The organism is Streptomyces sp. NPDC107765, assembly GCF_055657085.1.
In genome coordinates, this window is the sequence record NZ_JBVKBL010000002.1 from 485,854 (window position 1) to 505,101 (window position 19,248).

Below are 19,248 nucleotides of genomic sequence, written 5' to 3' on the forward strand. Positions count from 1 at the left end.
GGGCACCAACCCGGGTGCCGCTGCGGCGCGTTGCCGGTAGCCTCCTCGCGGCAGCACCAGCAACCGGGGGGATACGGCATGCCGATCGGGCCGCGATACCGACGGGTCTCCGCACTGCAACGGCAGTTCTTCGACCGGGAATCGGTGCTGGCCGCGTACGAGGCGGCGCTGGACCGGCTGCCCTCCGGACCGGACCCGCAGGTCTTCAACGTCGTGGGAATCGGCGGGATCGGAAAGTCCCGGCTGCTGCAGGAGCTGCGGAACCGGACCGGACAGAGCTTCCGTACGGCCCGACTCGACCTGCAGGTCCCGGCGTTGCGGCAGCAGGAGGACGCGCTGGCCGTGCTCCGTACCGAGTTCGGCGCGCAGGGCGTGAAGTTCGACCGCTTCGACATCGCGTACGCGGTCCTGTGGCAGCGGGTCCACCCCCAGCTGCGGATGGACCGTGCCAGTACGCCCTTCGCCGAGCAGAGCGACGTCCTGTCGAAGATCCTCGACGACGCCATGGGGTTCCCGGTGTTCGGTACGGCAGCGGGGCTGGTCCGGCTGACGGACCGGGCGCTGTCCAACCGGCAGCGCAAGCAGCGCATCAAGTCCGATCCCACGCTGCAGGACCTCGACAACCTCACCAACGCCGAGCTCGGCTATGCCGTTTCGTACCTGCTGGCCGAGGAACTGCGAGAGGCGAGCGGCGACCGGCCCTACGTGCTCTACGTGGACGCCTACGAGGCGCTGGTCCCCACTCCGTTACCGGGTGGCAAGAGCTTCGGCGCCGATGCCTGGCTGCGTGATCTGCTGGGCCAGCTGCAGGGCGGACTGACCGTCGTGGCCAGCCGCGAGCCGCTGCAGTGGGCGGCGTACGACGAGGACTGGGCCTCGGTGATCCAGCACGTCCCGGTCGAGGGCCTGCCGATGGACGCCCGGCTCGATCTGCTGTCCGCCGCGGGCATCACCGAGGGAGGCCGGCAGCGGTCGATCGCCGAGGCCAGCGCCGGGGTGCCGTTCTATCTGCACCTCGCCATCGACACCTACCTGCAGAACCCCGCCCGGCTGGAGACGACGATCACCTCCGAGCACATCGTGCAGCGGTTCCTGCAGCACGTCCCGCCGGACGAGGTGCGGATCCTCGAACTGCTCAGTGTGGCCCGCACCTTCGACTTCGGGGCGTTCCGCGCGCTCGGGCGGGCGTTCAACCTGCCGGCGCACCTGCTGACCTGGGAGTCGCTGACCGCCTATTCGTTCGCCTATCCGCTCTCCCAGGGCTGGTACCGGCTGCACCAGCTCATGGTGGCCGCTCTGCAGTCCCACCTCTCCCCCGCGGTGAAGCGGTCGGTCCACGACCGGCTGCGCGCCTACTGGGAGGAGGTGGCCGACCGCCTCGAAAGCGGCCCCGGCCGTGGCGGTGTCTCCCGTTCGTCACCCCTGCGCGAGGCCGTCTACCACGGTCTGCACGCGGAAGCGATCACCGCGGAGAAGATCCACGAGTACGCCGACCGCGGTATGGCCCTGGGCGGCCGGCAGGTGGTCGACGGCATCGTGAAGGACCTGCGGGACTATCTGGCGGCCCGGCGTGGAGGCGAGAGTTCCGTCCGGGAGGCCGCCGACTGCCTCGAAGCCGAGTCCCTGCTGTCGCTGGGCAATGCCCGGGCGGTGATCGAGCTCGCCCCCGAGGTGGACCGGCGGGCCGGCACCGCCGTCTCGGCGAGGCTCTCCCTCGCCGCCGCCAATGCCCGCAGGATCGCCGGTGAGAGCCGCACGGCCGCACGTATCTTCCAGCAGGTCTGGGAGGAACAGTCCGGACCCGTGCGGGTCTCCGCGGGGTTCTGTCTGGCCGACATCAGGATGTGGCAGGGGGATTTCGCCGAGGCGTTCGACCTGGCCGAGGCCGTGTACGGGATGAGCCGGGCGGACAAGCCCGTCGTCCGTGCCGATGTGAAGCGGCTGCTGCACCTCGGCCACCGGTTCCTCCTCTCCTTCGACGCGGCGGCGGACCTGCTGCGGGAGGCCGAGGCGGAATACCGGCGCGCCGAGGACCCCTTCGGCCTCGCGAACATCCGGACCAACCGCGCCGAGCTGCTGGCCTTCACCGATCCGGAGGCGGCCGTGGCGGAGGCCGCCGAGGCGCTGGCCGTCCAGCGGGAACTGGGCGCGCAGCACGAGATCGGCAAGGCGTACACCGCCATGGCGATGGCGCAGATCCGGCTCGGACAGCCCGAGCGCGCCTCCTCGTCCTTCCTCAGCGCGTACGCGGCGCTCGACCGGGCCGGCTATCGCTCCGGGAGGGCGCGCGCCGACATGTACCGGGCCTTCCTGCTGCTGCAGCAGGGCGACCGGGGCGGGGCGCTGTCGACATGGCACCGGGCGGTGGCCGAGTTCGAGGCGTGCGACGTCTACCCGTCCCTGGTCATGACCATCCACCGGGCGGCCGTCCGGCTCGGCGAGGAGGACGGCCGGCTGGCCGACGCCGCGCTGCGCGCCCGGGCCGGCCTCCGGCCGCTGGGCACGCTGGACGCGCTGGAACACCGCACGGACGAGGTCCTGTCCCTGTTCCTCGGGGCAGCCGCATGAGCTGGCACGCGCTGTACGACGCGGCTCTGGGCAGCACCGACGCGGCGGCGGGCTACTACAACCGCAATGCCGCGCTGGACACCCCGGACGGCCGGGTCAACGTCCGTATTCCCCTCGCGGCCGCCGACGTGATGGACGTGCGGGTGTGGCGCGAGGAGGAGGTGCTGGCCGCCGTCCGCCCGTATGTGGACTACGCGCCGGAACTCCGCCATGTCTCCCACGCCCCGCGCTTCCAGGTCCAGAGCTTCATCGCGGGTGACATCCTCAACGACTTCTCCCCGCGCCGGAGCGCCGTACCGGACCATGTGATCGGCGATACGGTCGCGCTGATGGGGCAGCTGGCGGCGATCCCCCAGGGGAAGATGCCGCCGCTCCCGGAAGGCTGGCCCGCGTCGGGGGACTCACCGGCCTTCGGGCAGCGCCTGGCGCAGGTGACGCGGACGATCCACGCGGACCACCTGCCGGCGTACGGAAGGGTCTTCGACCACTTCGGGTTCCCGGCGGATCCGCTCGCCCCGGTGAGCGAGCGGTGGAGCGCCCTGACCCCACGGCCGTTCGCCGTGCTCCACGCCGATCTGCACCGCAAGAACATGATCGTGACCGCCGGAACGACGTGGTTCATCGACTGGGAACTCGCCCTGTGGGGCGACCCGGTCTACGAAGTCGCCCTCCACCTCCACAAGATGGACTACCCGGACGACCAGCGCGAGGACCTGCTGCGCCACTGGCTCCGCGCCCTCCCCCCGGAGACCACCACCGGCTGGCGGCGCGATCTGGAGACATACCTGTGGCACGAGCGGATCAAGTCGGCCATCGTGGACACGGTCCGGTACTCCAAGCAGCTGACCGCTCCCGGAACCGATCCGGCCGTGCGGGACGACCTCATCGCCCGCCTGGCGAAGAAGGTGAATGCCGCCCGCCTGGTGTGGGGACATGTTCCCGACATGACCCCGGCGCGGATCCGCTCCGGACTGCGCTACGGACCGACGCACCCAGGCCCCTGAAAGGGCGGTGGACAGGCGGATGGACGCGATGGCCTTGTACCAGGAAGCGCGCGTACGGCAGGACGCGCTTTCCGGGTACTACAACAGCAATGTCCGCGTGGACTCGGCCGACGGGCCCGTGATGGTCCGCATCCCGGCAGGCGGGGCGCCGACGATGGACCTGACGATGTGGCCCGAGCACGCGGTCCTCGAAGCCATCCGCCCCTACGTCACCTCGGCGCCGCAGCTGCTCCACGTACAGGCGGACCCCCCGTTCCAGATCCACGAGTTCATCGCGGGGACCTGCCTCGACGAGGTCTGCCCGGCCGGCACCCCGCTGCCCGCCGGTGTGCTCCGCGACATCGGCACCCTGTTCTCCCAGTTGCTGCACGTGCCCGCCGCCAAACTGCCCGGCGTGCCCGCCGACTGGCCCGCGGACGGCGACACCGCCGGGTTCGTGGCACTGCTCCTGCGTCTGGTGCGGACCATCCGCGCCGACGGCGACGAGGCGACCGGGCAGCTCTACCGCGACCTGGGCGTTCCGGAAGACCCGTGTGCGCTCCTGGAACAACGGGCGGGAACCCTGCGGAGCCGGCCCTTCCGCCTCCTCCACGCGGACATCCACCGGCGCAACGTGATCACTCACCGGCATCGCACGGTCTTCCTCGACTGGGAACTCGCGCTGTGGGGCGACCCGGTCTACGACCTGGCGGACCATCTGCACAAGATGTCCTACCTGCCCGCCGAGCGGGACCGGACGGTCGCCGCCTGGCAGCGGGTGGCACCGGCGGAGTGCCGGGTGGGGTGGGAGGACGCGCTCGCCTTCTACCTGGCCTTCGAGCGCATGAAGTCCGCGGTGGTGGACACCGTCCGCTGGGCGCGGCTGATCGCCGCCGCCCCCACCGCGGACGGGCGCCGGGGCCGTGCCGGGGAACTCGCGGACAAGCTCCGGGCCGCCCGGCCCTTCTGGTCCTCAGGCTCCCGCTCCGAGCACTCCCCTGCGGACATCGAGCGCGCGGTGGGGCGCTGGGCCGGGTGCCGGGAACCGCGGGACTAGGGCGGCCCCCGTCACCGCGGCAGCAGCCGTCCCCGTCTGCTCAGCAGGAACTTCTTGAAGGCGGCGACCGGTGGGGTGTCCGGGTGGCCGTCCAGCCAGGCCACGCCGATCTCGCGGACCGCGCGCGGGGCGGTCACCGTCAGTTCGGCAACTCCCGGGCGCGGTACGGCCGGTGGCGGCAGCAGGGCCACGCCGAGGCCGGCCGCGACCAGTCCGCGGAGCGTCTCGGCCTCCTCGCCCTCGAACGCCACGCGCGGGGTGAAGCCCGCCTCGGCGCACAGCGCGTCGGTGATCCGGCGCAGCCCGTAGCCCGGTTCGAGGGTCACGAACAGTTCGCCGGCGGCCTCCGCGAGCCGGATGCGTTTGCGGGCGGCCAGCGGGTGGTCGTCCGGGACGACCAGCCGCAGTTTCTGCTCGTCGAGCCGGCGGGCGACCAGGTCCGGGTAGTCCGGCACCGGCGAGGTCAGGCACAGGTCGAGGTCGCCGGCGCGGAGCCGTTCGATCATCGCCTCGCCGTAGTTCTGCACGAGCTGGAAGCGGACGCGGGGGTGGTCGGCGCGGAAGCTGCGGATCAGCCCCGGTACGGTCTCCGACCCGAGGGTGTGCAGGAACCCGAAGGCGACCTTGCCGGCGGCCGGGTCGACGTCGGCGCGTACGGACTCGGTGGCCCGCTCCAGGTCCGTGAGCGCCCGTTCGGCGGAGGCGAGGAATGACCGGCCGGCGGGGGTGAGCGAGAGCGTACGGCCGTGCCGGGCGAAGAGCGCGACGCCGAGGTCGTCCTCCAGGCGGACGATGGCGCGGCTGAGGGTCGGCTGCGGTACGCCGAGCTCCTGGGCGGCCCGGGTGACGTGTTCGTGCCGGGCGACGGCGGTGAACTGGGCGAGCCGCGGAGCGAGCACCGCCGCCCACGACCCGACACCGAGCTCGGCCGCCTCGCCGGACTCCCGGCCGGCCGCCCCGCTCGGGCCCCGGCCCGCTCCCGTTCCCCGGTTGCGTCCCATGGCCTCAATATCTTTTCTGTTGCGACCTTGCAACAGGGACCCTTCTGACCTCTGCTCATGCACCACGGAATCGATTATGCCGTTTCCATGCATTGGACGCATGAAGTGTCGGGTCCTACGGTCGAAGCATGCCTCCCGCTGATACCGGGGCGTCCGTCACCGACCGTGCGGCCGCCTCTCCCCAGTCGTCCACCAGCTCCTCTTCCTCCGCCGCCGCGCCCGACCCCGAGTCGGACAAGCTGCGGCCGGGCGGCCCCGGTTACCGCCGGATGAGCTTCGCCCTCTTCGCCGCCGGAGTGGCCACCTTCGCCCTCCTGTATTCCACCCAGGCACTGCTGCCCGCCATCTCCGGCGACCTCGGGGTCCCCCCGGACCAGGCGAGCTGGACCGTTTCGGCGGCCACCTTCGGACTGGCCCTCGGCGTGATCCCGCTGAGCGCGGTGTCCGAACGCTTCGGGCGGCGCACGCTCATGACCGCGTCGCTCTCGGTGGCCGCGGTGATCGCCCTGCTGGTGCCGTTCGCGCCGTCGCTCGGTGTCCTGATCGCCCTGCGCGCCGTCCAGGGCGTGGCGCTGGCCGGACTGCCGGCGTCGGCGATGGCCTTCCTGGCCGAGGAGGTACGCGCCAAGGCGCTGGTGGCGGCCATCGGACTGTTCGTGGCGGGCAACAGCATCGGCGGGATGTCCGGCCGGATCGTGACCGGCTGGGTCGCCCAGGGCTGGGGCTGGCGGGCCGCGCTCGGCGCGGTGGGGCTGATGGCCGTGGTGTGCGCGGTGACGTTCCGGCTGCTGGTCCCCAAGGCCCGGCACTTCGCGCCCCGTTCGGTCGGCCCGCGGGCGCTCGTCCGCACCCTCGGCGGCCACCTCGCCGACCCGCTCCTCCGCCGCCTGTACGCCATCGGCGCCCTGTTCATGACGGTCTTCGGCGCGGTCTACACGGTCGTCGGCTACCGGCTGGTCGCCGAACCGTTCAACCTCCCGCAGGGCGTCGTCGGTTCGGTCTTCGTGATCTACCTCGTCGGTACGGCCTCCTCCGCGGCGGCCGGCCAGCTGGTCGCCCGGGTGGGCCGCCGCGGCGCGCTCTACCTGGCCGTCGGCACCACCTCGACGGGCCTGCTGCTCACCCTCGCCGACTCGGTGGGCGCGGTGCTCGCGGGCCTGGTCCTGATCACCGCCGGCTTCTTCGCGGGCCACGCGGTCGCCTCGTCGTCGGTCAGCCGCACCGCCAAGACGGCCCGCGCCCAGGCGTCCGCCCTCTACCAGTGCGCGTACTACGTCGGCAGCAGCCTGGGCGGCGCGCTCGGCGCCGTCGCCTTCCACGCGGTCGGCTGGCAGGGCACCGTCCTCCTCGGCCTCGCCGCGATGCTCGGCGCCGCGTCGATCACCCTCTACGCCACCCGCAAGGCCGTCGCCGAACGCCGCCTGCTCCACCTGGCCCGGGCGGCGTAACGCCCACCGGGGCCGGGCACCGCAGGCGCGCCCCGCCCACCGCGAGCCGAAGGGCCCGTCCCGTCACCTGTCCTGGTGGGGCGGGCCCTTCGTCGTCATACGTGGTCGTGCTTCATTGCCATGCTCTGCCGACGGGGAACGTGCTCGTGTACAGAAATCCGAACGGGACCGGCGCCGGCGGGCCGATCCCGTTCACCCGTACGAGGAAACCGCAGGTCAGCCGATGCGTTCCAGGACCACCGGGCTCGCCGTGAAGGTGGTGTCGGGGGCACCGATCAGCACTCCGCCGTCCAGGGCCTCCAGGGCGTAGGGGAGCTTCTCGGGGGTGTCGGTGTGGAGGGTGAGGAGGGGCTGGCCGGCGGTGACGCGGTCGCCGGGCTTGGCGTGGAGTTCGATGCCGGCGGCGGCCTGGACCGGGTCCTCCTTGCGGGCGCGGCCGGCGCCGAGGCGCCAGGCGGCGAGGCCGACGGCGTAGGCGTCGAGGGTGGTGACGGTGCCGGTGGCGACGGCGGTGACGGTGTGCTGTTCGCGGGCGACCGGAAGCGGGGCGTCCGGGTCGCCGCCCTGGGCGGTGATCATGCGGCGCCAGTGGTCCATGGCGGAGCCGTCGGCGAGCGCCTTGGCCGGGTCGGCGTCCGGCAGACCCGCCGCGTCGAGCATCTCGCGGGCGAGGGCGAGGGTGAGGTCGATGACGTCCTGGGGGCCGCCGCCGGCCAGCACCTCGACGGACTCGCGGACTTCGAGGGCGTTACCGGCGGTGCGGCCGAGCGGAGTGGCCATGTCGGTGAGCAGGGCGACCGTCTTCACGCCGTGGTCGGTGCCCAACTCGACCATGGTGGAGGCGAGTTCGCGGGCGTCGTCGAGGTGCTTCATGAAGGCGCCGGAGCCGACCTTGACGTCCAGGACGAGGGAGCCGGTGCCCTCGGCGATCTTCTTGGACATGATCGAGGAGGCGATGAGCGGGATGGACTCGACGGTGCCGGTGACGTCGCGCAGCGCGTACAGCTTCTTGTCGGCGGGGGCCAGGCCGTCGCCGGCGGCACAGATCACGGAGCCGACATCGCGGAGGACGTCCAGCATCTCGGTGTTGCTGAGGTGGGCGCGCCAGCCGGGGATGGACTCCAGCTTGTCGAGCGTGCCACCGGTGTGACCGAGCCCGCGGCCGGACAGCTGGGGCACGGCGGCGCCACAGGCGGCGACGAGCGGGGCGAGCGGCAGGGTGATCTTGTCGCCGACGCCACCGGTGGAGTGCTTGTCGGCGGTGGGGCGGGGCAGCGAGGAGAAGTCCATCCGCTCACCGGACGCGATCATCGCGGCCGTCCAGCGGGCGATCTCCGTGCGGTTCATGCCGTTGAGGAAGATCGCCATCGCCAGGGACGACATCTGCTCATGGGCGACCTCACCACGGGTGTAGGCATCGATGACCCAGTCGATCTGATCAGGGGTCAGCTCGCCGCGGTCGCGCTTGGTACGGATGACGGAGATGGCGTCCATGGACGGTTCCTTTCGAACGGGTAGGTCCGTTCTACACGCATAGACGTCGGGGTGGCCAGGGTGGGTCCACGAACCCTCGCGGCGGCCCTGGGGGCGCGGCGTCTGCGGTGCGGTGGGCTTCCCCCCTGTCTCCGATGTCAGCTACCTCGTCCAGCGGTGAACCGTCCGGCCGGCGCGGTGTAGGCCACGCGGCCGGGCGGTCCCTAGCGCTCCGTCCTTGGCGCCGGGGGCTTGCGGTGCTTGCCGGTGCCTGCGCCGAGCTTGGGCGCCGGCCCTGGGGCCGGGGGCTCGATGACCTCGGGGTACAGGATCTGTTTCGCCTCGGCGAGGTTGGGCGCGAAACCGTGGGGTTCCCAGGAGTATCCGTTCCATCGCTGGATGGCGCGGGGTGCATCCGGGTTCAGATGCGCGCCTTTGAGGCCGTCACCGGTGACGAGGGGAATGGCGCGGAGCCGTCCGACCTTCGCGTAACGGCGCTCCGCCCATTCCGACAACGGTTCGTCGTCCATCTCGCATCCTTACGATTCGGCGGCTGCTCCCCAGGAGGGTAGGGAGCCATCGGGGTTGATCGCTTCGCGCTCTTTCATGCGAGGCGGTGGTGCCAGCGCAGCGACGGGCTGTCCTCGATCCGATAGGTGTGGGCCTTGTTGTCGATCTGGAGGTGTACGGCGGTGATGTCGGGGCTTTCCGTGTCCTGCCATGCAGGTGTGGGTGGTGGGCTGGGTGGGTGTGTGGGAGCCCGGGGGACGTAGGGCTCGTAGGAGGTAGAGGAACGAATCCCCCGAGGGCCCGGTGTCAGCTACATCGTCCAGCGGTGGACCTCCCCGTCCGGTGCGGTGTACGTCACGGTCTGCTCGGTCGGGGTGGCTTCGATACCGAACCACTCACGCCGCGGCCGGTTGAGTTGCCGCCATCGCCGGTGGGCTTCTTCGATCGGCCCCCACAGGTCGCGCGGTCCGGTGGAGGTCACCAGCGGCGGCCCCTCGGGTCGGTCCTCGATGCGGGTTGCCGACCCGTCCGCGGGGTCGTACAGCGTGGTCACGTGCAGGCCGTCGCCATTCTGGCCATACGTACGAAGGAGGCCGTGCGGCATGTGGAGCTGAGCAAAGAACGAGAACGTCCAGTCATCCAGCACACGCCCGGAGAGCTCGGCAGAGTCACATGGACCATCAGGGATCTCGGGTAGCCGCCCCTCCGTTTCGGCGCCCGTCTTGAGCGGCATGAAGGCGGCCGGGGTGTGCAGGACACGGCCGGCCGCTGTGCCGTCCGGCCGCTTCGTGAGCCGGGCGATCATTCCCCCGGCCAGGGTGCCCTTGATGGGGACAACCAGGATGCCGCCTACGCGACATCGTTCGAGCCACAAGCGTGGGATGCGGCGCACAGATGCCGTAGCGATGATGCGGTCGTAAATGGCATCGGACGGAAGATCCCGTGCACCGTCACCGTGGATCACCTGGGGGTGGAAACCGACGGCGTCGAGCCGCTCGCGGGCCATGCTCGTGAGGGTGCCGGAGCGGTCAACAGTCGTGACGTGCGCGTCCCCGGCGAGGCGGCACAGCATCGCGGCGTTGTAGCCGCTGCCGGCACCGGCCTCAAACACCTCGTCGCCTTCGTGCACGTCGAGGGCGTCAAGCATGTCCGCCATGAGGCTCGGCGCGGTCGAGGATGACGTGGGTACGCCGGTCACTCCACCGGCACCGGCCTGCTCAGCGTGTACGCCGTCCACTTCGGTGATGAGAGAGTCGTCCGTATACACGGCGTCGAGCCATGCATCTGCATCGCCGTCGGTGATTCTCCAAGGGACGAAGCGCTCTCCCTCTCGCCGGTAGAAAACGGGGACGAAGGGATGCCGGGGAACATTGAGGAACACGCCGGCCAGTTGGGAGGACAGCACCACGCTGCCGCGGTCGATCTGTTGGGTGAGCGAGACGCGCGCCCGCAGCAAGCGCTGTTCGTCGTGAAGGATGCTCGTCACTGGACGGCCCCCTCCAAGTAGTCGCAGATCGCAGCCGTGATCGGTAGTCCGGTCGCCTGCTCGATGAACCCGTACTGTCCACTCGGATTCACCTCCAGGAAGCGCCACTCCCCGTCCGGCGTCACCACAAAGTCGAACGCGCCGTACGGCAGGCCGAGCCGGTCCAGCATCCGTAGCACTCCGGCAGCCATCTCATGCGGTGGATCACAGACCGTGTAGGTGTGGCTGTCGTAGTCGCTCCGCCAGTCGATGCGACCGGCGACCGAGTCGGCATGGATCTCCACTGCGAAGATCTGACCGTCCACGACGGTCAGGCGCACCTCGTACGCCTTCGGTACCCACTCCTGGAACATGTGCGCGGTGGTGGCAATGTCTGCGTGGGGCAGGTCGTCGGGGTCGACGATGCTCGCGTACACGGCAGCAGTTTGCCCGTGTACGGTGCCCCGCACGTGAAAGAACGGCTTGAACATGAGAGGTCCGCCGATCGAGTCGGCGAAGTCCTTCGCCGCGGACGGGTCGTTGGTGATGAGGGTGCGCGGAACGCTCAGTCCCACGTCAGCCGCGACGCGCAGTTGCAGCGGCTTGTACTCAGCATCCGCCGCCCTGCCAGGCGGGGGAAGCCAGCGACAGGGCAATGCCGTCAGCAATCCACCGAAGCCCCACCGAGCCTCGGTTTCGGCGACCTTGCGGGCTGCGGCGGTCAGCTGCTCGGGGAACTTTGGGCGGGTCGGGCGACGGTAGTAGACGGAGCGGACGGACGCGAGGTCGAGCGTGCGGCGGTCGTTGTTCAGCGTGCCGTGCCAACGGTTCCCGCTGAGGCTCGCGGCAAGCGTGAGTCTCAGCGGGAACTCGGCCATATCAGCCCGGAAAACGGGCACGGCGCGCCGGCTCAATTCCTCAACCACCAGATCACAGGTCGGGTCGAACCGACCCGCCAGGATGAGAACCTGTCCGGCGCCTGTCATCAGTCGTCGCTCGGTCCGGGGTCGTCCGGCGCGTCCATCTGGCCTGTGGGGGCCGTCGGCCCGTAGGTCTTCGGCGGGTTTTTGGTCATGTAGACGCCCGGCGGCATGTCCTCGTAGACGCCGGTCTGTGATTCCTCGTTGTACTCGACCTGGCTCGGCAGGATGCCGCCCGTTGCCGATACGGGAGTGAGAAACCGGAACGCGAACGGCGCCGGTCCCTCGCTGTCCGACAGCTCCGGCATGGATGCGACCCCGTCGGTGCTCAACGGGAGCCGCAGCTCCGGCGCGTCGAGCGCCAGCCCAGCAGGCCGACGCCCCTCAACTGTGATGGGCATTGCTTCCCCTTTCTCGATGGATGCTTTCGCGATGGACGGGAAGTGCTCGTACGTCCCCGCTCCGCTCAGCGAGCCTGAAACGCCGCTCCGTCTTCCTCGGTCAGCTCATCAATCCATGCGGTACGGGCCTTGCACTCCGCACGCATCTGATCGAGCTGCCGGTACAGCTCCCGTTGGCTCACATGCCGTCCCCAGGTCTCCTCCACCCCGTAGCGCAGCCGCGACCACACGTCCCTGCACCGTGCCCAGCTCATCCGCACGCCCCGCACGAAAGGCGAGGCCCACCACGGTCGCTGTCGTGCGATACGTCGTCCACCTTGCGGCTGTTGTCGTGCGGCACCAGTAGGCGGGCGCCCCGGCTCTCGGCCACCCGGTGCACGCTGATGAGGGCTGCAGTCAATTCGACGGCAAGCAGGTGCAGTTCACCGGAAGTCCACGTTCGGGCGTGCAATACATGGCGTGCTTCCTCGATAAGCTCTGCGGCCGAGTCGAGTTGCGCGGCCTCCGTGTCATCGGCAAGACGGGAAACGAACCCCGTCCCATCACCTGCCAGGAAGCACGGTTTTCCGTCCGGGCTCAGCCATGACAGAAGCCGCGCGGTGTCCATGGCACTCATCAGCCCACCACCTCCACATCATGAACCCAGCGCGGCCCGACGCCGGCTACGTGCGCGGTGAGGCACCACCCTCGCTGCTGTGCGCGCTGCAAGCGTCGCTCTTGCCGTTCCTCTGGGCTGAGGACGTACGGGCGGACCAGGGCCCCACCTTCTCCCCTCAGCAACAACGCCCCGCGTGCAGGGAAGCGGACCAGTGTCGACGCCCGTACCTCGTGGCTTCGGAGGACCAAGTGCTCGTCGGTCGCACGGTGACGGCCTCGCCTGGGAAGTAACCACCGCAACAGCGGCTCGAAAATGCGGACGATACAGTTCGGCATGTCGACCTGCTTTCCTCAGGTTGGCCATTCCCCGGGCCGTCCCCATACGGCCGCGGGGCCCTTCGCCCGTAACTGTCCTGCGGTGGATAGCAGTTGTCTTCCCCTCGGTGGGTATCCCCATCGTGGGTAGGCTGCCGGCAGACCACTGCGGCACACTGCCACCAGCAGGCGCGACGGGACCCTCCATGACGGCATACCAACCGGCCACAGCATTACCGCGAGACTTACTGATCCGGGATGACCTGAGAGCCGCCATTGCGGCTCATGATTTCGGCACGGTGTTCCGCATCGCACGCAGTGAAGCCGGGATCAGCTATTCAAAGATTGCAGCTGAGTGCGATATCAAACCCGAACGTGTTGGCGCTCTGGCGCGCGGTCACGGGAGCGTGACGACCTTCGAAAAGATCGCCCGGATTGCAGATGCGCTGCGCATTCCGGGGGACTTGCTCGGCCTTGCCCCTCGCGTGTGGGAGTCGACCACGCAGTCCGGCCGACCGCCCGTCGTGTCCGCACATATCCTCACCGACCGCGGGAACGGAGAAGACAGAGTGCGGCGTAGGGAATTCTTCAAAGCATCGGCCGGCGCCGGCCTGGCCGTCGGTCTGCCGGAGTTCAGTCAGGCCAGCACCGGTCGACGGATCGGCCGCGATGTCCCCGACCGACTGCGGAAGCGTACGGCTCGTCTGCGACGCCTTGACGACTTTCTGGGTGGGGGTGACACCTACCGCGTTTACCTCGGGGAGCAACTGGCCACCAAACGCCTGCTCCGAGACTGCAAATACAGCGAGGAGACGGGCCTCGCACTCCTCTCAGTGCTTGCTGAACAAGCCCAACAGGCCGGATGGGCCGCATTCGACGGAGGCAACCACGCCGACGCCCGCAGCCTGTACGAAGCCAGCTACCAAGCTGCCACTCAGGCCGGAGATACCGCCCTCGCAGGTAATGCCTTGGCCTTCCTCTCCTATCAAAAGGTCAGTGAGGACCGGAAGGCCGGAATAGATACCGCTCTCATTGCATGCCGCACCGCTGGCCCCGACGCCCCACCCGGCGTCCGTGCGCTGCTGCATGAACGCCTTGCGTGGGCTTACGCCGTCGCAGGGGACGTCAAGGGGACGGAACAGGCTCTCCACGATGCAGAGACCGCGCTCAACGAAAGCGACGGGATGCCGCAACGTGACTGGGCAGCGTGGGTTGACCACAACGAACTCCGGATCATGACCGGCCGCTGCTGGACAGAGTTGCGTCGTCCGCTCCGTGCTGTGCCCGTACTGGAAGACGCCCTGGCCAGGTATGAGGACACCCACGCCCGAGACAAAAGCCTGTACCTATCCTGGCTTGCCGATTCGTACGTTTCCGCCGGAGAAGTCGAGCAAGCAGCCAGCACCGCCCGACGTTCGCTGGAACTCGCGGCCGATGTGGCATCTGTACGCCCACGTCAGCGCCTCGAACCGACTCTACGCCGCCTCCATGGTCACCGCGAAGTGCCTGCAGTGGCAGAGGTCCTGGAACTGGCACGGGCCTGAGGTCAGTCCGGTGCCGTGGTCGTTTCCAGCCAGTGCAGATACGCATCCGCCCCGGCAACGATCGGAACTGCGGAGACTTCCGGGTTCTGCCAGGGGTGGTGCTTGAGCAGATGCGCCTCGACCTCGTCGTACCGGTCGGCGCGGACCTTGAGGACGAGCTGCCATTCCTCGCTTGAACCGAACTCTCCCTGGTGCCAGAACACGGACCCGATAGGCCCGACGATCTGTGCCCCGGCTGCGAGCCGTGCGAGGACCACCGACTGCGCCAGCTTCACAGCCGCTTCTCGGTTCTCCGTTGCGGTGGATACCTGAAGAAAGTCAGTCATGGGCCGACTGTAGTGGCGAACTGGCAGACCGGGGTCGCTTCATGCGGGCGGGGGTGGGTGGCGGGGGTGCCATGCCCTAAGGGGGCGATGGCACCCCTAGGGCCGTACCACAACAGCTATCGCCCATCGGCCCCTCAGCCCGTCAGCCGGTCGGCCCGTCCGCCCGCCCCCGTAACCGCGGCCTGCCGCCGCAGGTCCGTCAGCCCGCCCGTCACCCCGCCAAATGCCCTGCCCCGAACGCATCCGGCAGCAGCTCCGACAGGGGGCGGATGCCCGCTCGGGTGTCCACCAGGAGGTCCGGGCCGCCGTGTTCCCACAGGAGTTGGCGGCAGCGGCCGCAGGGGACGAGGAGTTCGCCCGCGCCGTCGACGCAGGTGAAGGCGGTCAGGCGGCCGCCGCCGGTGGCGAACAGGGCGGAGATCAGGCCGCATTCGGCGCACAGGCCGAGGCCGTACGAGGCGTTCTCGACGTTGCAGCCGGTGACGGTGCGGCCGTCGTCCACGAGGGCAGCGGCGCCGACCGGGTAGTCGGAGTAGGGGGCGTAGGCCCGGGACATGGCGTCCCGGGCCTGCCGCCGCAGCGCGTCCCAGTCGGGAGCTGTGCTCACTTGCCCTGGCCCCGTCGGTAGATCTTGCCGATGGCCTTCGGTGCCCGCAGTCGTTGCGAGGCCAGCGAGAGCACCAGCAGCGTGGCGATGTACGGGGCGACACCGACGATCTCCAGCGGGACCGTGTCGGTGGTGGTGTACCAGACGGTGAGCAGCGCGGCGGCGACCAGGCTGATCACGGCCTGGGGGCGCTGCCCGGCGCGCATCTTCCACACCGCCAGGCCGACCAGCAGCACGGCGAGCAGGAGCAGCAGCGCGTGGACGGTGGGGCCGCCGCCGCGCAGCTGGAGGGCGTCCATGAAGCCGAACAGGCCGGCGCCCATGGCGACGCCGCCCGGCCGCCAGTTGCCGAAGATCATGGTGGCGAGGCCGATGTAGCCGCGGCCGCCGGTCTGGCCGTCCTGGTAGATGTGCACGTAGATCGCCAGGAACGCGCCGCCGAGGCCGGCCAGCGCGCCGGAGACGACCACCGCCGCGTACTTGTAGCGGTAGACGTTGACGCCCAGCGACTCGGCCGCGATCGGGCCCTCACCGCAGGAGCGCAGCCGCAGGCCGAAGGAGGAACGCCACAGGACGAAGAAGCTGAGCACGAAGACGACGACGGTCAGCAGGGTCAGCCAGGAGACGTTGGTGACCAGGGAGCCGAGGATGCCGGCCACGTCGGAGACCAGGAACCAGTGGTGCTGCTCGATGGAGGAGAGCCAGTCGGACAGACCGGGGACGGTGAACGTCGGCATGTCGGGCATCGGTGGCGACTGCTTGTCGTTGCCGCCGGCGGCCGCCGCCGCACTGCCGTCCGCGCCGAACCACAGCTTGGCGAGGAACTGGGTCAGGCCGAGCGCCATGATGTTGATGGCGACGCCGGAGATGATGTGGTCGACGCCGAAGGTGACGGTGACGACGGCGTGCAGCAGTCCGCCGAGCGCGCCGCCGAGGATGCCCGCCGCCGCCGCGGCCCAGGGGCCGTGCTGCCAGCCGACCGCGCCCGCGGAGAAGGCGCCCAGCATCATCATGCCTTCGAGGCCGATGTTGATGACGCCGGAGCGCTCGGCCCACAGACCGCCGAGGCCGGCCAGGCCGATCGGCACGGCGGCGTTGAGCGCGGCGGTGTACTGGCCGGATTCGGTCAGGTTGTTGGCGCCGGTGATCACTCGCAGCAGGGACAGCAGGATCAGGCTGCCCGAGATGATCAGCAGGACCTTGGGGTAGCTGAGCTTGGCCCGGGGGGCCTTGGGCTTGTGGTGGTGGGGGCTCTGGTCGACCGGAGCCGTGAGGTTCGTACTCACGAGGACACCTCCGCCTTCTCGGTCTTACGGGCCTGGGCGGCGAGCTCCGCGCCGACCTGCCGCTGCTGGAGTTTGAGGCCGTAGCGCCGTACGAGTTCGTAGGCGACGACGACGCACAGCACGATGACGCCCTGCATCACGCCGACGATCTCCTGCTGGTAGTCCTCGAATTCGAGCTGGGTGCCGGTGCGCTCGAGGAAGCCCCACAGCAGCGCCGCGGCGGCCATCCCGAGCGGGTGGTTGCGGCCCAGCAGCGCGATGGCGATGCCGGTGAAGCCGATGCCGACGGGGAAGTCGGTGCCGTAGTTGTACGAGGACCCGAGCAGCGTCGGCATGCCGATCAGGCCCGCCGCGGCGCCGGACAGCAGCATGGAGGTGACGATCATCCGCTTGACGCTGACGCCGCCCGCCTCGGCCGCGGACTCGGACTGGCCGACGGTGCGGAGGTCGAAGCCGAAGCGGGTGCGGTTGAGCACGAACCAGTACACGAAGCCGACGACCACGGCGATGACGAGGAAGCCGTCGAGGGGAGCGGGCTGGGTGGGGATGGTGAAGAAGTGGCTGGAGGCCGGGAGGTTCGGCGTGTGGAAGAGGTTGCCGTCCTTGACCGCGAGCCGGCCGTCCTGGAGGAAGTAGCCGATGACCGCGGCCGCGATGGCGTTCAGCATGATCGTGGTGATCACCTCGCTGACGCCGCGGGTGGTCTTCAGCAGACCCGCGATGCCTGCCCAGACCGAGCCGACCAGCATCGCGACGATGATGATGACCGGGATCTGGAGGAAGCCGGGGAGGGTCAGCGCACCACCGACCACCGCGGCGAAGAACGCCGCGATGCGGTACTGGCCGTCGACCCCGATGTTGAAGAGGTTCATCCGGAAGCCGATGGCGACGGCCAGCGCGGACAGGTAGTAGGGGACCGCCTTGTTGATGATCCAGACCTGGCTGTCGCTCTTGGAGCCGAAGTCGGCCATCACCAGGTAGGCGTGGAGCGGGTCCTTGCCGGTGGCCAGGATGATCATCGAGGTGATGGCCAGTGCCGCGACGATCGCCAGGACGGGCGCGGCGATGCCCAGGATCAGCTTGTTCTTGTCGATCTTCTTCACTCGGACTCCCCCTCCTGGGACGAGCGCGGCTCCTGCTCCGCGGCGGAGTCGTTGTCGGAATGCGTGAGATGGCCGCTGGCGGCGCCGGTCATGGCCGAACCCAGCTCCTCAGGGGTGATGGTGGCGGGGTCCGCGTCCGCGACGAGCCGGCCGCGGTACATCACCCGCAGGCCGTCGGACAGGCCGATCAGCTCGTCCAGGTCGGCGGAGATCAGCAGTACGGCAAGACCTTCGTGGCGGGCGGTACGGATCTGGTCCCAGATCTGCGCCTGGGCGCCGACGTCCACGCCCCGGGTGGGGTGCGCGGCGATCAGCAGTTTGGGGTGGTGGCTCATCTCGCGGCCGAAGATCAGCTTCTGCTGGTTGCCGCCGGAGAGCGAGGCCGCGGTGACCTCGATGCCGGGGGTGCGGACGTCGTACTCGGCGACGATCCGCTCGGTGTCCGCGCGGGCGGCCTTCAGGTCGAGCAGCCGGCCCTTGGCGTTGGGCTTCTGGGTGACGTGGCCCAGGATGCGGTTCTCCCACAGGGGGGCCTCCAGCAGCAGGCCGTGCCGGTGGCGGTCCTCGGGGATGTAGCCGATGCCGTCCTCGCGCCGCGCGCGGGTGGGCAGGTGGCTGATGTCGATGCCGTCCAGCGTGATGGTGCCGCCGTCGGGGTCGCGCATCCCCATGATCGCCTCGACCAGTTCGGCCTGGCCGTTGCCCTCCACCCCCGCGATTCCCAGGACCTCGCCCTTGTGGATGGTCAGCGACACGTCCTCCAGGACGGTGCGCTCCACCCCCTCCGCGTCGGCGGTGGTCAGCCGCAGCCCTTCGACCTTCAGCATCTCCACGTCCGTAACGGTGGACTCGCGGGTCTGCGGCGAGGGCAGTTCGCTGCCGACCATCAGCTCGGCGAGCTGCTTGGGCGTGGTCTCGCCGGGGACGACGGAGGCCACGGTGGTGCCGCGCCGGATGACGGTGATGTCGTCGGCGACCGAGAGCACCTCGCCCAGCTTGTGGGAGATGAAGATGACGGTCAGGCCCTCAGCCTTGAGTTCGCGCAGGTTGTCGAAGAGTGCGTCGACCTCCTGCGGGACCAGCACCGCGGTCGGCTCGTCGAGGATGAGGGTGCGGGCGCCGCGGTAGAGGACCTTGAGGATCTCCACGCGCTGGCGGTCGGCGACGCCGAGGTCCTCGACGAGGACGTCGGGACGCACGCCGAGGCCGTAGCGGTCGGAGATCTTGAGGATCTCGGCGCGGGCCTTGGCACCGATGCCGTGCAGTTTCTCGCCGCCGAGAACGACGTTCTCCAGGACGGTGAGGTTGTCGGCGAGCATGAAGTGCTGGTGCACCATGCCGATGCCGCGGGCGATGGCGTCGGCCGGGCTGTGGAAGCTGACCTGGTCGCCGTCGATGCGGATGGTGCCCTCGTCCGGCTTCTGCATGCCGTAGAGGATCTTCATCAGCGTGGACTTGCCCGCGCCGTTCTCGCCGACCAGCGCGTGCACGGTGCCGCGGTGGATGGTGATGTCGATGTCGTGGTTGGCGACGACTCCCGGGAACCGCTTGGTGATCCCGCGGAGTTCCACCGCCGGTGCCGCGGCGGGGGCGCTGTCTGCCTGGGGGCTGCTGGACGCTTTGATGGCGCACTCTCCTCGGGGG

General features: G+C 69.8%; 17 protein-coding genes. 5 read left to right on the forward strand and 12 right to left on the reverse strand.

Annotated features, from left to right (window positions below; all coding sequences use genetic code 11):
• Nucleotides 1-78: 78 nt before the first annotated feature.
• From ACZ7MX_RS06675 to ACZ7MX_RS06685, 3 genes are read left to right on the forward strand one after another with little or no spacing between them, the layout of a single operon-like run.
• On the forward strand, nt 79-2,568 hold the full coding sequence (locus ACZ7MX_RS06675; RefSeq protein ID WP_472129937.1) for a hypothetical protein: 2,490 nt from the start codon (nt 79-81) through the stop codon (nt 2,566-2,568).
• Nucleotides 2,565-3,572 (forward strand): phosphotransferase family protein, encoded by a 1,008-nt coding sequence (locus tag ACZ7MX_RS06680; RefSeq protein WP_472129939.1) that lies wholly within the window; start codon nt 2,565-2,567, stop codon nt 3,570-3,572. Before ACZ7MX_RS06675 ends, ACZ7MX_RS06680 begins: the two co-directional genes overlap by 4 nt.
• Nucleotides 3,573-3,591: 19 nt before the next feature.
• On the forward strand, nt 3,592-4,608 hold the full coding sequence (locus tag ACZ7MX_RS06685; protein WP_472129941.1) for an aminoglycoside phosphotransferase family protein: 1,017 nt from the start codon (nt 3,592-3,594) through the stop codon (nt 4,606-4,608).
• Between the two features lie 11 nt (nt 4,609-4,619).
• Here the strand turns inward: ACZ7MX_RS06685 and ACZ7MX_RS06690 are convergent, their stop codons facing one another.
• Nucleotides 4,620-5,609: a LysR family transcriptional regulator gene (locus tag ACZ7MX_RS06690; protein ID WP_472129942.1), complete on the reverse strand. Its 990-nt coding sequence runs from the start codon at nt 5,607-5,609 to the stop codon at nt 4,620-4,622.
• Between the two features lie 128 nt (nt 5,610-5,737).
• Between ACZ7MX_RS06690 and ACZ7MX_RS06695 the strand changes: the two genes are divergently transcribed.
• Nucleotides 5,738-7,057, forward strand: coding sequence for an MFS transporter (locus tag ACZ7MX_RS06695; protein ID WP_472129944.1), 1,320 nt, complete (start codon nt 5,738-5,740; stop codon nt 7,055-7,057).
• A gap of 216 nt (nt 7,058-7,273) precedes the next feature.
• Here the strand turns inward: ACZ7MX_RS06695 and ACZ7MX_RS06700 are convergent, their stop codons facing one another.
• From ACZ7MX_RS06700 to ACZ7MX_RS06725, 6 genes are all read right to left on the reverse strand, one after another.
• The gene (locus ACZ7MX_RS06700) at nt 7,274-8,551 is read right to left on the reverse strand and encodes a thymidine phosphorylase (protein WP_472129945.1); all 1,278 of its coding nucleotides are present in this window, start codon (nt 8,549-8,551) and stop codon (nt 7,274-7,276) included.
• Nucleotides 8,552-8,754: 203 nt separating this feature from the next.
• A complete protein-coding gene (locus ACZ7MX_RS06705; protein ID WP_472129947.1) occupies nt 8,755-9,060 on the reverse strand; it encodes a DUF6087 family protein in 306 nt (101 codons plus the stop codon).
• A 290-nt stretch (nt 9,061-9,350) separates the two neighbouring features.
• The gene (locus ACZ7MX_RS06710; protein ID WP_472129949.1) at nt 9,351-10,526 is read right to left on the reverse strand and encodes a methyltransferase domain-containing protein; all 1,176 of its coding nucleotides are present in this window, start codon (nt 10,524-10,526) and stop codon (nt 9,351-9,353) included.
• Nucleotides 10,523-11,491, reverse strand: coding sequence for an ATP-grasp ribosomal peptide maturase (gene tgmB, locus ACZ7MX_RS06715; RefSeq protein ID WP_472129951.1), 969 nt, complete (start codon nt 11,489-11,491; stop codon nt 10,523-10,525). Before tgmB ends, ACZ7MX_RS06710 begins: the two co-directional genes overlap by 4 nt.
• The gene (locus tag ACZ7MX_RS06720) at nt 11,491-11,826 is read right to left on the reverse strand and encodes a hypothetical protein (protein ID WP_472129952.1); all 336 of its coding nucleotides are present in this window, start codon (nt 11,824-11,826) and stop codon (nt 11,491-11,493) included. Before ACZ7MX_RS06720 ends, tgmB begins: the two co-directional genes overlap by 1 nt.
• Before the next feature lie 250 nt (nt 11,827-12,076).
• The gene (locus tag ACZ7MX_RS06725) at nt 12,077-12,442 is read right to left on the reverse strand and encodes a hypothetical protein (RefSeq protein WP_472129954.1); all 366 of its coding nucleotides are present in this window, start codon (nt 12,440-12,442) and stop codon (nt 12,077-12,079) included.
• 502 nt (nt 12,443-12,944) lie between these two features.
• On the opposite strand from ACZ7MX_RS06725, the gene ACZ7MX_RS06730 reads away from it, so the two are divergent.
• Nucleotides 12,945-14,282, forward strand: a complete 1,338-nt coding sequence (locus ACZ7MX_RS06730; protein ID WP_472129956.1) for an XRE family transcriptional regulator — start codon at nt 12,945-12,947, stop codon at nt 14,280-14,282.
• A gap of 2 nt (nt 14,283-14,284) precedes the next feature.
• Here the strand turns inward: ACZ7MX_RS06730 and cutA are convergent, their stop codons facing one another.
• The 5 genes from cutA to ACZ7MX_RS06755 all read right to left on the reverse strand — a co-directional run bounded on the left by cutA (nt 14,285) and on the right by ACZ7MX_RS06755 (nt 19,229).
• The gene (gene cutA, locus ACZ7MX_RS06735; RefSeq protein ID WP_472129957.1) at nt 14,285-14,608 is read right to left on the reverse strand and encodes a divalent-cation tolerance protein CutA; all 324 of its coding nucleotides are present in this window, start codon (nt 14,606-14,608) and stop codon (nt 14,285-14,287) included.
• A 211-nt stretch (nt 14,609-14,819) separates the two neighbouring features.
• Nucleotides 14,820-15,215 carry a cytidine deaminase gene (locus ACZ7MX_RS06740; RefSeq protein WP_472129959.1) on the reverse strand — a complete coding sequence of 132 codons (396 nt, stop codon included), beginning with the start codon at nt 15,213-15,215 and terminating at the stop codon, nt 14,820-14,822.
• Nucleotides 15,212-16,501 carry an ABC transporter permease gene (locus ACZ7MX_RS06745; RefSeq protein ID WP_472129960.1) on the reverse strand — a complete coding sequence of 430 codons (1,290 nt, stop codon included), beginning with the start codon at nt 16,499-16,501 and terminating at the stop codon, nt 15,212-15,214. Before ACZ7MX_RS06745 ends, ACZ7MX_RS06740 begins: the two co-directional genes overlap by 4 nt.
• On the reverse strand, nt 16,498-17,604 hold the full coding sequence (locus ACZ7MX_RS06750; protein WP_472129962.1) for an ABC transporter permease: 1,107 nt from the start codon (nt 17,602-17,604) through the stop codon (nt 16,498-16,500). The genes ACZ7MX_RS06745 and ACZ7MX_RS06750 overlap by 4 nt, the downstream gene beginning before the upstream one ends.
• Nucleotides 17,601-19,229, reverse strand: coding sequence for an ABC transporter ATP-binding protein (locus ACZ7MX_RS06755; RefSeq protein WP_472130595.1), 1,629 nt, complete (start codon nt 19,227-19,229; stop codon nt 17,601-17,603). The genes ACZ7MX_RS06750 and ACZ7MX_RS06755 overlap by 4 nt, the downstream gene beginning before the upstream one ends.
• Between the last annotated feature and the right edge of the window lie 19 nt (nt 19,230-19,248).

Coding starts and splice junctions, on each gene's coding strand:
- cutA (WP_472129957.1), bottom strand. CDS start 14,608: ATGACTGACTTTCTTCAGGTATCCACCGCAACGGAGAACCGAGAAGCG.
- ACZ7MX_RS06675 (WP_472129937.1), top strand. CDS start 79: ATGCCGATCGGGCCGCGATACCGACGGGTCTCCGCACTGCAACGGCAG.
- ACZ7MX_RS06695 (WP_472129944.1), top strand. CDS start 5,738: ATGCCTCCCGCTGATACCGGGGCGTCCGTCACCGACCGTGCGGCCGCC.
- ACZ7MX_RS06685 (WP_472129941.1), top strand. CDS start 3,592: ATGGACGCGATGGCCTTGTACCAGGAAGCGCGCGTACGGCAGGACGCG.
- ACZ7MX_RS06730 (WP_472129956.1), top strand. CDS start 12,945: ATGACGGCATACCAACCGGCCACAGCATTACCGCGAGACTTACTGATC.
- ACZ7MX_RS06720 (WP_472129952.1), bottom strand. CDS start 11,826: ATGCCCATCACAGTTGAGGGGCGTCGGCCTGCTGGGCTGGCGCTCGAC.
- ACZ7MX_RS06725 (WP_472129954.1), bottom strand. CDS start 12,442: ATGAGTGCCATGGACACCGCGCGGCTTCTGTCATGGCTGAGCCCGGAC.
- ACZ7MX_RS06700 (WP_472129945.1), bottom strand. CDS start 8,551: ATGGACGCCATCTCCGTCATCCGTACCAAGCGCGACCGCGGCGAGCTG.
- tgmB (WP_472129951.1), bottom strand. CDS start 11,491: ATGACAGGCGCCGGACAGGTTCTCATCCTGGCGGGTCGGTTCGACCCG.
- ACZ7MX_RS06680 (WP_472129939.1), top strand. CDS start 2,565: ATGAGCTGGCACGCGCTGTACGACGCGGCTCTGGGCAGCACCGACGCG.
- ACZ7MX_RS06705 (WP_472129947.1), bottom strand. CDS start 9,060: ATGGACGACGAACCGTTGTCGGAATGGGCGGAGCGCCGTTACGCGAAG.
- ACZ7MX_RS06690 (WP_472129942.1), bottom strand. CDS start 5,609: ATGGGACGCAACCGGGGAACGGGAGCGGGCCGGGGCCCGAGCGGGGCG.